The 13,358-nt window shown below is 64.3% G+C and carries 16 protein-coding genes; 11 read left to right on the top strand and 5 right to left on the bottom strand.

The genetic code is table 11. The features are described 5' to 3' along the window. Positions 1-77: 77 nt before the first annotated feature. The 8 genes from EJV47_RS06345 to EJV47_RS06310 all read left to right on the top strand — a co-directional run bounded on the left by EJV47_RS06345 (position 78) and on the right by EJV47_RS06310 (position 3,918). Positions 78-476 (top strand): hypothetical protein, encoded by a 399-nt coding sequence (locus EJV47_RS06345; protein WP_165903641.1) that lies wholly within the window; start codon positions 78-80, stop codon positions 474-476. A gap of 8 nt (positions 477-484) precedes the next feature. Further along, positions 485-790, top strand: a complete 306-nt coding sequence (locus tag EJV47_RS06340; protein ID WP_126692313.1) for a hypothetical protein — start codon at positions 485-487, stop codon at positions 788-790. Positions 791-913: 123 nt separating this feature from the next. Beyond that, positions 914-1,147 (top strand): hypothetical protein, encoded by a 234-nt coding sequence (locus tag EJV47_RS06335; protein WP_126692312.1) that lies wholly within the window; start codon positions 914-916, stop codon positions 1,145-1,147. Further along, on the top strand, positions 1,147-1,410 hold the full coding sequence (locus EJV47_RS06330) for a Txe/YoeB family addiction module toxin (RefSeq protein WP_126692311.1): 264 nt from the start codon (positions 1,147-1,149) through the stop codon (positions 1,408-1,410). Before EJV47_RS06335 ends, EJV47_RS06330 begins: the two co-directional genes overlap by 1 nt. Positions 1,411-1,417: 7 nt before the next feature. Beyond that, positions 1,418-2,068 carry an HAD family hydrolase gene (locus EJV47_RS06325; protein WP_126692310.1) on the top strand — a complete coding sequence of 217 codons (651 nt, stop codon included), beginning with the start codon at positions 1,418-1,420 and terminating at the stop codon, positions 2,066-2,068. A gap of 5 nt (positions 2,069-2,073) precedes the next feature. Further along, on the top strand, positions 2,074-2,448 hold the full coding sequence (locus EJV47_RS06320) for a hypothetical protein (RefSeq protein WP_126692309.1): 375 nt from the start codon (positions 2,074-2,076) through the stop codon (positions 2,446-2,448). A gap of 411 nt (positions 2,449-2,859) precedes the next feature. Then, positions 2,860-3,522, top strand: coding sequence for an HAD family hydrolase (locus EJV47_RS06315; protein ID WP_126692308.1), 663 nt, complete (start codon positions 2,860-2,862; stop codon positions 3,520-3,522). Between the two features lie 75 nt (positions 3,523-3,597). Next, positions 3,598-3,918 (top strand): DUF6984 family protein, encoded by a 321-nt coding sequence (locus EJV47_RS06310; protein WP_126692307.1) that lies wholly within the window; start codon positions 3,598-3,600, stop codon positions 3,916-3,918. A gap of 176 nt (positions 3,919-4,094) precedes the next feature. Here the strand turns inward: EJV47_RS06310 and EJV47_RS06305 are convergent, their stop codons facing one another. Beyond that, complete coding sequence (locus tag EJV47_RS06305) at positions 4,095-4,556, bottom strand: nuclear transport factor 2 family protein (RefSeq protein ID WP_126692306.1); 462 nt, start codon at positions 4,554-4,556, stop codon at positions 4,095-4,097. A gap of 123 nt (positions 4,557-4,679) precedes the next feature. Between EJV47_RS06305 and EJV47_RS06300 the strand changes: the two genes are divergently transcribed. Further along, positions 4,680-5,204 (top strand): GNAT family N-acetyltransferase, encoded by a 525-nt coding sequence (locus tag EJV47_RS06300; protein ID WP_207895839.1) that lies wholly within the window; start codon positions 4,680-4,682, stop codon positions 5,202-5,204. 122 nt (positions 5,205-5,326) lie between these two features. Continuing rightward, entirely contained in the window at positions 5,327-5,506 is a 180-nt protein-coding gene (locus EJV47_RS06295) for a DUF6728 family protein (RefSeq protein WP_126692305.1), read from the top strand. Positions 5,507-5,592: 86 nt separating this feature from the next. On the opposite strand, the gene EJV47_RS06290 is transcribed toward EJV47_RS06295, so the two are convergent. After that, the gene (locus EJV47_RS06290; protein WP_126692304.1) at positions 5,593-6,201 is read right to left on the bottom strand and encodes a DUF1003 domain-containing protein; all 609 of its coding nucleotides are present in this window, start codon (positions 6,199-6,201) and stop codon (positions 5,593-5,595) included. Between the two features lie 251 nt (positions 6,202-6,452). Here EJV47_RS06290 and EJV47_RS06285 point away from each other — a divergent pair, with 251 nt between their 5' ends. After that, positions 6,453-6,815: an MmcQ/YjbR family DNA-binding protein gene (locus tag EJV47_RS06285; RefSeq protein ID WP_126692303.1), complete on the top strand. Its 363-nt coding sequence runs from the start codon at positions 6,453-6,455 to the stop codon at positions 6,813-6,815. Between the two features lie 254 nt (positions 6,816-7,069). Here EJV47_RS06285 and leuS read toward each other — a convergent pair whose 3' ends face one another. The 3 genes from leuS to EJV47_RS06270 all read right to left on the bottom strand — a co-directional run bounded on the left by leuS (position 7,070) and on the right by EJV47_RS06270 (position 13,276). Continuing rightward, a complete protein-coding gene (gene leuS / locus EJV47_RS06280; protein WP_126692302.1) occupies positions 7,070-9,853 on the bottom strand; it encodes a leucine--tRNA ligase in 2,784 nt (927 codons plus the stop codon). A gap of 221 nt (positions 9,854-10,074) precedes the next feature. Then, positions 10,075-12,768 (bottom strand): M1 family metallopeptidase, encoded by a 2,694-nt coding sequence (locus EJV47_RS06275; RefSeq protein ID WP_243651039.1) that lies wholly within the window; start codon positions 12,766-12,768, stop codon positions 10,075-10,077. A gap of 46 nt (positions 12,769-12,814) precedes the next feature. Continuing rightward, entirely contained in the window at positions 12,815-13,276 is a 462-nt protein-coding gene (locus EJV47_RS06270) for a hypothetical protein (protein ID WP_126692301.1), read from the bottom strand. Positions 13,277-13,358: the final 82 nt, after the last annotated feature.

The following is a 13,358-nucleotide window of genomic DNA, read 5'->3' as shown; positions in this document are numbered from 1 at the left end:
GCTCGTTTGTAATTGTGGGATACAATTAATAATTTGTTGCGTCTCTAGATAGATAAAGATTGATCTGTATGAGGTCTGTGATAAATTCGTTGATCTTCTTGCTATGTCTGGCTTTATGTTCTTGCTCCAGCTATAAATATGGTGAGGTCGAAAGTGAATACGTTCTTGAAGGGGATGCTACTGATGTTTTACCTACAGTAGAACGCTGGCTTAAAGGATATAGAGGTAAGATAGAGTCTGTTTCAGAAGATGAGATTAAAGCTAATATTGCAATTGACAACGGCTCTGTTGGTTATCTGTGTGATGTGACAATCCAGATTGATAATGGAAAGGTGAATATTAAAACTGGCGTTAAAGATATAGTAATGCCTCACAATTTAGTTATAACTGATGAGGAGGCTGTTATAAAGTCAACTAAGATTGAGGTAATGAAATTAATTCATGAGCCTTTGTTGAGTAAGATAAACCAAAAGTAGACATTCAAATGCGTCTGATGTTATTTATTGCTACTGGAATAGCATGTTTGATTTTGCTGGCTAAGCTGCTGAACGTAGAAAAGAACCCCAAAATAGTTTTTAGTACCTCATTTATAGTTGCTTGTGCCTTTGCCGCGTTGGGTGCGTATGAAGGTTGCGCGGATGGATGGAAATCTACAAGTATCGGACGGCGAGGCGCATGTTCGCATCACGGTGGAGTAAGAACACATGTGAACATTTACGGGTGGAGCGGATTAGCTGCTAGTGCCTTTATATTGTTCGTGACTTTTTCAGGCTCTGGAAAGAATGAATAGCCTTTCGCAATGCTCATCACCGCGCAGCCGGCTCCCGCAAACCATGAGCCGGCTGCGCGGTTTGTTTTAGTCGCTGGCCATCCCATCCCGGAATCAAACCACCCTAACTTACCTTTACCCTGTATGGAAATCATCTTCGACGTCCCTCCCGAGCGCGTGCCGCTGATGCTGGAGATGCTGCGCAGCATGTCGTTTGTGAGCAACGTGCGGCCGCGCCGGTCGCGCAAATCGGCGCAGGACGAAGCCGACACCACCGCCTACCTCAACGCGTCGCCCGCCAACGCAGAGCGCCTGCGCCAGGCCTACGAGCAGTTTGACCGGGGCGAGCGGGTGAGCTTTGAGTTGCCCAACGAGTAATGTTTGCCCTGGCTTTCGTGCCGGTGGCCTGGGAAGACTATCTGTACTGGCAGCAAACCGATAAGGCCGTGCTGCGGCGGCTGCACGCGCTACTCAAGGAACTGCAGCGCACGCCCTACGAAGGCACTGGCAAACCTGAGCTACTCAAGCACGAACGCGCCGGCACTTGGTCGCGCCGCATTACCGACGAGCATCGGCTGGTGTACCGCGTGGAAGCACAAGTGGTCTGGATACTCCAGTGCCGCTACCATTACAGCAAATAATACCGTATTGAAAGCCTTTCTCTTCGACCTGAACGGGACCATGATTCACGACATGGACTACCACACCCGCGCCTGGCAGCAGCTGCTCAACGAGGAGCTGGGCGGGCAGTTTACCTACGAGGAGGTGAAGCCGCAGATGTACGGGAAGAACCAGGAGGTGCTGGTGCGCATGTTCGGGCCGGAGCGGTTTACGGCGGCCGAAATGGACCGGCTGGCCCGGCAGAAGGAGGAGCGCTACCAGGCCGAGTACCGGCCCCACCTGCAGCTGCTGCCGGGGCTGTTGGAGTTTCTGAAAGCGGCCAAAGAGCGCGGCATCCCGGTGGCCATCGGCTCGGCGGCCATTCCGTTCAACATCGATTTCGTGCTCGACGGGCTCGACATCCGCCAGTACGTGCAGGCCGTGGTCAGCGCCGACGACGTGACGGAGAGCAAGCCCCACCCCGAAACCTTCCTCAAAGCCGCCGCGGCCCTGGGCGTGGCGCCCAAAGACTGCGTGGTGTTTGAGGACGTGCCCAAGGGCGCCGAAGCGGCCCGTAACGCCGGCATGAGCTGCGTCATTCTTAAGACCACGCACGAGGAGGCCGAGTTCAGCTACCTCGACAACGTGCTGCACTTCGCCCGGGACTTCCGCGACCCGTTTTTCCGGCAGCTGCTGTAAGGCCTGTGGCTGCGCCTCGCATTGATGACCACCTGCACGACGCGGTGGTGGAGCAGTTTTGTTTCGACGCCGAACGGGGCCGCCTGACGCTGGTGCTCTGGGAAAAGCCTGAGCCGCTGTGGCAAACCAACGAGGTCGTGCGCAAGCGGCTGGTGCTATCGGGCATCCGCAACGGGGCGGCGGTGGCGGCCGTGCAGCAGCTGGTTGAGGCCGCATGGCGGCGGACGCCGGACCGGGAGCTGGGCTACCGCGTCGACCGGTTCGATTTCGACCCGGCACTGCCCAGTCGCCCGCTCGATTTGCACCTGCGGTTGGCCATCGACCACCTGCCGCCGCTGCGGATTCACTGCGCCAAATTCACGATGCAGCCGGTGGAATAGCGGCGGGCGGCTCCGATTGGTCTTGCCCGGACCAGATAAGAAGGGCTCGTGTGCGTTTACAGGACCTTACTCGTCGCGGCGAGTGGGTCATTGTAGCACTGCAACGGCTTGCTCGTCACGACGACCAGGGGCTTGCAGCACTACAAATGCTTACTCGTCCGGGCGACCAAGGCGTTGCAACGCTGCAAGGGCTTACTCGTCCGGGCGAGGAGGCCCTTGCAGCGTTACAAGAGGCTACTCGTCACGACGACCAAGCCCTTGCAGTGGTGCAAGAGGCTACTCGTTGCGACGACCTGCGACAATCGAAGGCGAAACAGGACAAAAGCCGGGGCTGCGCCTTGCCATTGGCCGTCAGCGGCCGGATGCAGCGCGGCGGGTTAGCTTTGCGGCGCCTTCCACCAACGCCTGCGCATGATTCGCACCGTCATCTTCGATATGGACGGCGTGCTCGTCGACACCGAGCCGCTGCACCACGACGCTTTTTTCCGCCACTTCGCCGAGCTGGGCCTGCCGATTTCCGACACGGAGTACGCCACCTTCCTCGGCTCCTCCACCACCAATATGTACCAGCGCCTCAAGCAGGAGTACGGCCTGACCCAGGAGGTGCCCGACCTCGTGCGGCGCAAGCGGGAGCTGTTCGGCGTGGCTTTCGAGGCCAACACCACCCTGGCCCTGCTGCCCGGCGCCCGGGAACTGGTGCTCGATTTGCACCAGGCCGGCGTGCCCCTGCAGCTGGCCTCCTCCGCCTCGCACGAAACCATCAACCGCGTCTTCACGCGCTTCGAGCTGTACCCGTACTTCGATAACCGCGTGAGCGGGGAGGACTTTCCGCAGTCCAAGCCCAACCCGGCCATTTTTCTGCACGCGGCCGAGCTGGCCGGCACGGCGCCCGCGCACTGCCTGGTCATTGAGGACTCGGCCAACGGCGTGACGGCGGCCAAGCGGGCGGGTATGTACTGCATCGGCTACCGCAGCGAGCATTCCACCGGCCAGGACCTGCACCACGCCAACTTCGTGGTGTCGGACCTCGGGCAGCTGAGCGCCGCGCGGATTCTGGCCCTGGCAGCCGAATAAGCGGGCCGGCGGGCCCACTGGGCGGGCCGACCGCGGCGCCGCCGAATGCGTATGCCCAGGCAAACGCCCTCCGGTATGGCCCAACGTCCGCTGAATTTGCCCGAACTCGGCCTGCTTGTGTACCTGCTGCGCGGCGCCGCCGATGCCGAGCGGCTGCTCGGCCAGCTGCCCGTGGCGCGCGTGGCCGATATCACGGCCCACGGCGTGGGCAGCCTGCGCTTCGTGGGGCCCATGCCCGAGCGCCGGCTCGGCGCCATTGCCGGCCGCACGCACTTCCTCGACGACGACGGCGTGCCCGTGTTCGTGGCCCTGTACCTCGACCGCGCCGGCGAGCTGTACGAGCTGGACTGCTGGAAAGCCGACGCCTCGCCGGTGCACCGCATTCCGGCTTTCTGAGCTGGCAGGTCGAACCGGCTCCGTTGCCGGGTGGCCCTACGACTCCAAGTTGCAGGGCCACTTTCATTGCGCGCTTCCCGCGCGGAGCCGTTCGGATACGGTCCGACAACCAACGCAAACCGGCCTGCCGGGGCAGAACGGGCCGGGCACCGACAGCTACGTCCCGGGCAAGCCGCTTATTTGCAGCCGTCCTTGCGGCGCGTGTCGATGATGTAGGCAATGCGCCAGCCCTGGGCCAGCTTAACGAGCTGAAAGGAGTTGTAGCCGCAGTGGCTGAACTGGGTGCCCGCGTAGAACTGGTAGGGCGTCCAGACGCTGGCCAGCTGGGCGTCGATGAGCACCCGCTCGAAGCTGATGCGCTCATCCCAGACTTCCTTGTGCGGGGTGCCCACGGCTTTCAGCAGCTCCCGCGGGTTTTCGTTCTGCACCTGCACCGTGCCGCCGCGGGTGCTGATGGTGTGCAGCACCGCCGTGGGGGCCAGCGTGCTGCGCACCACGGCGCTGTCGCCCTTGCGCAGCCCCTCGAAAAAGCGGTTGACGGTGGCCTTGACGGCCTCGGTCTCGGCCGGGGCGGTGGTTTGACCGAAAGCAGCGGGGGCGGCGAGAAGCAAGCCGCCGAGCAGGTAGAAAGCGCGCATAGAAGCAGTAGGAGAGGGTGAGCGTTCTGCCAAGGTCGCGGGGCGGCGGCCGCAGTTGCAAGGCCCGGCCGGCAGTTCCGGCCGATTTGGCTAGGTTTGGGCCCGCCCCAAGCCCCGGTTGCCGTGCCCGAGCCCCTGATCCGCCCCGAAACCCCGGCCGACGGGGCCGCCATTGCCCAGGTGCTGCGCCAGGCCTTTCCCGGGCCCCAGGAAGCCGCCCTGGTGGAACAGTTGCGCCGCCGCCCCGATTTTCGCCCCGCGCTGTCGTTGGTGGCCGAGGTGGCGGGCACGGTGGTCGGCTACGTGCTGCTGACGCCCATTGCCATCGAGCCGGTGGCCGGGCCGCCCACCCTCAGCCTGGCCCTGGCGCCCGTGGCGGTGCAGCCCGCGTGGCAGCGGCAGGGCATTGGGGCGCGGCTGGTGGAGGCGGGGCTGGTGGCCGGCGGGGCCGCGGGCTTCGGCTCGGTGATACTGCTGGGCCACCCCGACTACTACCCGCGCTTCGGCTTTGGGCCGGCCAGCCGCTGGGGTATCCGCGCGCCCTTTGCGGTGCCCGACGCGGCGTTTATGGCCCGGGAGCTGCAGCCCGGCGCCCTGGCCGCGGCGGCGGGCACGGTGCGCTACCCCGCCGAGTTTGCCGCCGTCTGATTTGGGGCCGCCGGGCGCAACTATCCGCCCCGGCCGGCTGTTACCAAGTGCCTCACCCCGGCAGCCGAAGCGCGGGGTTTTGCTACCTTCGCTTTTCGGGCTGCCGTAACGCTTTTGCTTCTATGCGTACCAAAGGTTTGTTTGATTTCGGGCCGGTGCTCGGTTATTTCTTCCGCAAGAAAGACCCCTCCCGCCACAGCAATTTCAACCTGCGCACCATGCACACGATTAATAAAATATCGATGCTGATGTTTCTGGCCGGGTTGATTTACATGCTCGTTAAGTTCGTCATCCTGCGCTAACGCCCTGCGGGCGTTCAGCCGCGCCCCCGCCCGTTGCTGCCACCAGCACCAACGGGCGGGGGCTTTTTAGCAAGCAGGCGGGCATACTACCCGCGGCCGGGCCGTCGGGCTGCAGCTGGGTTTGAAGGCCCCGACGCATCCGGCGCCGACTGGGCGGGCGCGGCCTGCCGGGCTTCCATCGTGTCGAGCACGCGTTCGGGGTGCACGTCCTGGGCCAGCTCCTGCATTTCCGGGTCGTAGGCGGCGGCTATGTCCATTTTCTTGGCCATTTCCGTCACCAGCACCACCAGCCGGGTTATTTCGTGCTCGGCCAGCAGGCTGACCTGCAGATCGAGGTCGGCGCGCTTGTCGGCCTGCGCGGCCATGCGGTTCTGGCTGATGAGCACGAAGGTGGAGAGGAAAATAGCTTCCACCGAGGCCACCATGGCCAGCACCACGAACGACTTATCAAACGGCGGCAAGCCCAGCCAACCCAGGTTCCAGACCACCCAGAGGCCAAACAAGCCCAGGTGCAGCAGCACGAAGAGCATGCTGCCGGTGAAGGCGGTAACGGCGTCGGCGACGCGGTCGGGCCAGCTGCGGCGCTGCTCTTCCTGCCGGCGGCGCTGCAGCAGCGCCCGGATGTTGCGCTCTACTACCTGCGCCATTTCCCGGGGCTCAGGGGCGGGGGAGTAAGAAGGGCTCGGGGGCTGCATGCGGGGCGGAGGACGGTGATGCAGCCAATACGGAAATTAAACAAATAGCAGCTGCACCGTAAGCCAGATTTCGTACGCCACGGTTGAGTTTGGATAAAACCAACTCGGCAGGAAAAGCACCGGTAGCAGCGGCTGTTATTCCCCGGTTGCCGGCGGCGCGAGTTGGGCCGCTGCCCGGGCTAAAGCCCCGGTGAGGGCGCGCGGGTTTCTTGCCGCCTGCTTACCTTGCCGGCCCAGCTGCGTTCTGCCCCATGAACATCGAAGAATTCCGCGACTACTGCCTGGCCAAGCCCGGCACCACCGAAGAAACCCCCTTCGGCCCCGATACGCTGGTGTTTAAAATCGGCGGCAAAATCTACGCCCTGACCAGCATCGACTCCTTCGGCAGCGTGAACCTGAAGTGCGAGCCGGAGCGCGCCACCCTGCTGCGCGAGGAGTTTGATTTCGTGCGCCCCGGCTACCACATGAACAAGAAGCACTGGAACACGGTGCTCATCGGCACCGGCGTCACGCGGCGGCAGCTGCAGGAGTTTATCGACCACTCCTACGACCTGGTGCGCGCCTCCCTGCCCCGCGCCGTGCGCGGAGAATTGGCCGAGGCGGAGAAGCAGTAACTCTGCTGCACGTAGCCACAGCGGCAATTCCAGCCGCGTAGCGGCGTCACGTCAATAGAAGTTGGCAGTAATGCATTTCGAGCTCCGTAGGCGCGCCACCTTGACCGCGCAGGTCAGGTGCCGCGCCTACGGAGCTCGTTCGTTCTGCTTGCCCATTCATTCTATTGACGTGACGCCGCTACACGGTTCGGAACGCAAAAAAGCCCGCTGGCAAGGCGCCAGCGGGCTTTTTCGTGCCTGACGGGCGGTGGCCCTTACACCACCACGTTCACCATGCGGCCGGGCACCACGATAACCTTCTTGGCCGGCTTGCCCTCGGCAAAGCGGGCCAGAATGTCGGTGGCGCGCACGGCTTCCTCGATTTCGGCGGCCGTGGCCGAGGCGGCAAACTGCATCTGCTCCCGCACCTTGCCGTTGATGGCCACCGGGTAGTTCACGGTGTCTTCCACCAGGTACTCTTCCTTGAACTCGGGGAAGGGGGCGGTGCTGAGCGAGCCGGCCGCGTGGCCCAGCTGCTCCCACAGCTCCTCGGCCAGGTGCGGGGCGTAGGGCGAAATGAGCACCGTCAGCGGCTCCAGGATGGCGCGCTTGCGGCAGTTCAGGGCTGCCAGCTCGTTCACGCAGATCATAAAGGTGCTGACGGAGGTGTTGAACGAGAACCGCTCAATGTCCTCCTGCGCCTTTTTGATGGCCTTGTGCAGGGCTTTCAGCTCGGCCGGCGTGGCGGCTTCGTCGGTCACGGCCCAGTCGCGGTCCTCGGGGTAGAACAGGCGCCAGAGCTTCTTGAGGAAGCCCGACACGCCGGTCATGCCCTGGGTGTTCCACGGCTTGTACTGCTCCAGCGGCCCGAGGAACATCTCGTGCAGGCGCAGCGCATCGGCCCCGTACCGCTCGATGAGGGTGTCGGGGTTGACCACGTTGTACTTCGACTTGGACATCTTCTCGACCTCCACGCCGCAGACGTACGTGCCGTTGTCTTCGAGGATGAACTCGGCGCCGGCGTAGTCCTCGCGCCAGTTGCGGAAGGCTTCCACGTCGAGCACGTCGTCTTCCACGATGTTCACGTCCACGTGCAGGGGCGTCGTCTCGTAGTCCTTGCGCTTGGAAGCCGTGACGAACGTGTTGGTGCCGTTGATGCGGTACACGAAGTTCGAGCGGCCCAGGATCATGCCCTGGTTGATGAGCTTCTGGAAGGGCTCCTCGGTGCTTACCAGGCCGTAATCCTTCAGGAACAGGTGCCAGAAGCGGGAGTAGAGTAGGTGGCCGGTGGCGTGCTCGGCCCCGCCCATGTACAGGTCCACGTTCTGCCAGTACTGCTCGGCCTCTTCGCCCACAAACCGGTCCCGGTTGCTCGGGTCCATGTAGCGCAGGTAGTACCACGAGGAGCCGGCCCAGCCGGGCATGGTGCTCAGCTCGAAGTCGAACTGCCCGCGGTACTTCCAGTCCTGGGCGCGGCCCAGCGGCGGCTCCCCGGTTTCGGTGGGCTTGTACTCGTCGATTTCGGGCAGCACCAGCGGCAAATCGGCTTCGGCCACGCCGAAGGCCATACCGTCGCGGTAGTACACTGGAATCGGCTCGCCCCAGTAGCGCTGCCGGCCGAAAATGGCGTCGCGCAGGCGGTAATTGATTTTGCCCTTGCCGATACCTTTGTCCTCCAGGCGCTTGATAACTTCCTGAATGGCGGGCTTCACGTCGAGGCCGTTGAGGAAGTCGGAGTTCATCACGCGGCCTTCCTTGGCCACGTAGGCCTCACCGGCTTCCTCGTCGTAGCCTTCCACCACGGGCACGATGGGCAGCGAGAAGTGCCGGGCAAAGGCGTAGTCGCGGGTGTCGTGGGCGGGCACGGCCATAACCACGCCGGTGCCGTAGCCGGCCAGCACGTAGTCGGCCACCCAGATGGGCAGCTGCTCGCCGCTGAACGGGTGCAGGGCGTAGCTGCCCGTAAACTGCCCGGTGATGGTTTTCACGTCGGCCATCCGGTCGCGCTCCGAGCGGTTTTTGGCCTGCTCCACGTACTGCTGCACGGCTTCGCGCTGCTCGTCGGTGGTCAGGGCCTCAATCAGCTCCGACTCGGGAGCCACCGCCAGGTACGACACGCCGAACAGGGTGTCGGGGCGGGTGGTAAACACGGTCAGCGGCAGGCCGGGGTGGCCCGCCACCTCGAAGCGCACCTCGGCGCCGACGGAGCGGCCGATCCAGTTGCGCTGCATTTCCTTGACCGCATCGGGCCAGTCGATGTGGTCGAGGCCGTCGAGCAGGCGCTGGGCGTAGGCGGTGATGCGCAGGTTCCACTGGGGCATGAGGCGGCGCTCCACCGGGAAGCCCCCGCGCTCCGACACGCCGTCCTTCACCTCGTCGTTCGACAAGACGGTGCCCAGGCCCGGGCACCAGTTCACGTAGGTTTCCGACTGGTAGGCGAGGCGGTAGGGGTGCACGGCGGCCACGCGCTGGGCCTCCGACATCAGCTGCCACTGCCCGGCCGAGAAGTCGTGCAGCTCCTCCTCGTTGCAGGCGGCGCGCACGCCCCGGGAGCCGTCGGCGGCAAACTTTTCCTGCAGGGTCCGAATCGACTCCGCCTTGTTGGTGTCGAGGTTGTACCAGCTATTGAACAGCTGCAGGAAAATCCACTGCGTCCACTTGTAGTAGGCCGGGTCGGAGGTGCGGATTTCGCGCGACCAGTCGTAGCTGAAGCCCAGGGCCGAAAGCTGCTCGATGTAGCGGGCAATATTTTCGCGAGTGGTCTTCTCGGGGTGCTGCCCGGTCTGGATGGCGTACTGCTCGGCCGGCAGCCCGAAGGAGTCGAAGCCCATGGGGTGCAGCACGTTGAAGCCGCGGTGGCGCTTGTAGCGCGACACGATATCGGAGGCAATGTAGCCCAGCGGGTGGCCCACGTGCAGCCCGGCCCCGGAGGGGTAGGGAAACATGTCGAGCACGTAATACTTGGGCTTTTCGGAGTGATTATCGGCGCGGAAAGTCTGGTTCTCTTGCCAGAACTGCTGCCATTTCTTCTCTATCTCCTGCGGACGGTAGCCGGGCATAGGGCGGTTATTCGATTGTCTGAAACCGCGAAGTTAGCCCAAGCCGGCACACGGGCGGCTTTTTTGTCCGGCAATAAGCAGGTGGAGCCGACTTTTCCGGTCGGGCTGCCGCTGCCTGTAGCGCGGGCTTTAGCCCGCGTCCGCTCGCACGAAATCGTCCAGACGGACGCGGGCTGAACCGCAGGAAGGCGTAGCCAAGCCCGCGCTACAGCGGCGCCTGCTTACCGGACGAGCTTTTCGGCGCGCAGCAAATCGTCGGCGGCCTGCTGCAGCTTGGCCCGCAGGCGCGGGTTGTACTGCGGGTGGGCGGCCAGGAAGTCGCGCACGGTGCGGGCGGCGGTGGGCGTCTGGTAATAGCCCAGGGTGGCGCGCAGCCAGTCGTAGGGAAAGAAAATGTCGCCGGTGCGCTGGATTTCTTCGAGCAGGGCCAGGCTTTGCGGCAGGTACTTCTCGGAGGCGGCGGCGCGCAGCGGGTGGTGCAGGTAGCCCAGCGCGGCCGTCACCCAAGCTTCTTTTTCGCGGTTCTGCTCATCACTGAGCGAGGCGAAAAAGGCGTCGCGGGTGGCCGGCTCGGGGGCGAGGGCCGGCAGGAGAAACTGCAGGCGCCGCTGCCGGTCGGGGTTCTTGATGCGGGTGAGCTGCCGGGCCAGGATGGGCGCCGGGGCGGGGTAGTCGCGCACGGCCAGGGCAAGGGCCAGGGCGGTGTAGTCGTCCTCGGTGAGCGTGACGCCGGCGGGCGGCTGCTGCTGGTCCCAGATCCGGTACAGGCGCGTTTGGGCGTCCTGGGTCAGCGCCACCGACTGGTAGGCCTTGAACAAGAGCTTCTTCTGGTTCGGGGCGGGATTCTGCGCCAGCGCCTGCCACAGCTCCCGCTCCAGCGTAGGGGCCAGGGCCGTGCGCTGGGCGGGCGTCAGCAGCTTCCAGTAGATGTCCGTCAGCTGGCTCGTCATTAGCTTAAGGTTCAGCTCCTCGCGCTCCAGCGGCAGCCGTTGGCGGTACACGTTCAGCAGTGGGCGCGGGGCGAGGTAGCGGCCGTTGAGCACGTTCTCGTAGAGGTTGACGTAGCTGGCGGCCCGGGCTACGGGGCTGGGCAGCTGGGCCAGGTTGCGGCCCAGGGCCTTGGCCAGGGCGTCGTAGCGGTATTCGAGCCGCACGTTCAGCTGGTCGTCCATGGGAAACACGCCGTAGCCCAGGCCGGTGGAGTTGAAGAGCATGAACTGCGGCGCCGGCGCGCCCACGGCTTCGCTGAGCTGTACCCGGGGCTGGTTCATGTTCACGGTCAGCTCCTTCGTGCGGCCGTCGGGGTATACCAGCAGCACTTCGAACAGCTGGGGCCAGAGCCGGTCGGAGCCGTCCTCGGCCTTCTGCGTGAGTTCCAGCTGGCTGATTTTGCCGTCTTTGAGCTGCAGCTCGTAATCAAACACCGGGCGGCCGGGCTGATTCACCCACACCTGATTCCAGGCCTGCAAATCGGCGGGGGTGCGGGCGTCGAGGATCTGGATGAGGTCGGGCCAGGTGGCGTTGCCGTGGGCGTAGCGGTGTAGGTATTCGCGCAGCCCATCACGGAAGGCTTCTTCGCCCATGAGCCGCTCCAGCTGCCGCATCATGATGGGCGCCTTATGATAGATGATGCCGCCGTAGAGCGAGCCGGCGTCCTGCAGGTTGTCGAGGGGCTGGCGGATGGGGTTGGCGCCGGCGGTGCGGTCCACCGCGTAGGCCGCCGGGTAGTGGTCCACCACGAATTTCAGGTCGTAGTTGGCTCCCGGCACGGCCCGCTGGGTGATTTTGTCGGCCATGAAATTGGCAAATACCTCCTTCATCCACACGTCGTCGAACCAGCGCATGGTCACCAGGTCGCCAAACCACATGTGGGCCGTTTCGTGGCTGATGAGGGAGCTGCGGGCCAGCAGTTGGTCCTGGGTGGCGCCGGCGTCCAGAAACAGCGTACTGGCCCGGTAGTCGATGGCCCCGACGTGCTCCATGCCGCCGTACTGAAAATCGGGCAGGGCGGCCAGATCGAGCTTTTTGAACGGGTACGGCAGCGCGGTATAATCTTCTAGAAACGCCAGCGCGTCGCGGTGAATCTGGAAGATGGGCCCGAGGCTCAGGCGCAGCTTGTCCGGGTCGGTTTCGCGGTGCAGCAGGCGCATGTTGCGGCCGGCCAGCGGGCCATCCGTGGCGGGGCTTTCGGCCGTCTGAAACTTGCCCGCCACGAAGCTGAACAGGTAGGTGCTGATGGTATCGGAGGGGGCAAACGAGTAGGTGTAGACGGAATCGTTGACGGGGTAAACCCGCCGGTCAGGGTACAGTGGTGCGTTGGCCAGGGCCTGCCAGTCGGAAGGCACGTCCAGCGTGAGCTGGAAGGACGCTTTCAAATCGGGCTGGTCGAACACCGGGAATACCGTGCGGGCGCGGTCGGGCACCAGCAGGGTGTAGAGAAAGTCGTCGTTGCGGTTGAGCGAGAGGTTGCCGGCCCGAAAGTGGATGCTGATTTCGTTCGGGCCCGCCCGCAGCGCCGCGGCCGGAATAATCAGGTGTTCCTGGCGGTGGTCGATGGGCACGGACCGGCCATTCACCGTGAGCTGCTGCAGCCGCTCAGTTTGCTCCTTGAAGTCGAGCTGCAGGGGCTGGGCCGTCGATTTCAGCTGGAAGCGGATGGTTTCGGTGGCCTGAACATCCTGCTGCTTGTCGGCGGGTACCAGCAGCGTCAGCGCGTAGCTCAGGCCCCGGAGCTGCTGCCGGCGGTAGCGGGCCAGCGCCTGGCTCACGCCCGGCTCTACGCGCACGGCGGCGGCTACGGTTTCGGCTTCTTTGGGGGCATCCAGGGGCTGCGGCGGGCGGGTGCTGGTGCAGGCCGCAGTAGCCAGCAGCAGGCCGGCGGCCCAGGGGCGCAGCATCGTGTAGCGTCGGTTCATCGTGGGTAGCGGGCGGGGACAAAGCCCGAAATTACCCGAAACCCGCCTACTCGGCCAGCGCCGCCGCAAACGCGTCGAGGCAGCGCTGGTACTCGCGGCGGTCGAAGGCAAAGGCCGGAATCCGCGGCAGCCAGGTCACCTCCCGGCAACTGTCGACCGGGTCGTGGCTGGTCGTGGCATCCCAGCCGAGCCGGGGCCAGTGCACCAGGTCGTCTTCCACGATGACCTCGGCGGCAATGACGGTGCAGCTCAAATCCAGGTCGTCGGGGCACATGAGCAGGGGCAGCTTCACGCGGCGGAGGCTGTGCAGCCGGGCCCGCGCCCAGACCACCGCCCGCTCCTGGGGCCGGTCGAGCCAGCTGAGCAGCGTGGGCACCAGGCCCCGAAAATTGTCGTCGGGATAATACTGGTGCAGCAGCCCGTCAAGCGGCTGCCCGTCGATGAACAAGTGCAGGTGCGGCTCGGCGGCGTAGCGGGTCTGGTGCCGGCCGGCCGTAATGGTATTCATACCGGTAAAGGTAGCAAGGCCGTTAGGGGCGCGGGGCCGGGCCCGGTCAGCTTCGCGGCCGGCCGCCTATTTTTGCGGGTTC

This window comes from Hymenobacter gummosus, from assembly GCF_003970915.1.
In the GTDB taxonomy this organism is placed as follows: Bacteria; Bacteroidota; Bacteroidia; order Cytophagales; family Hymenobacteraceae; genus Solirubrum; species Solirubrum gummosum.
The sequence above is the reverse complement of the archived record's forward strand: the minus strand, read 5'-3'. Positions and strand labels throughout refer to the sequence as shown.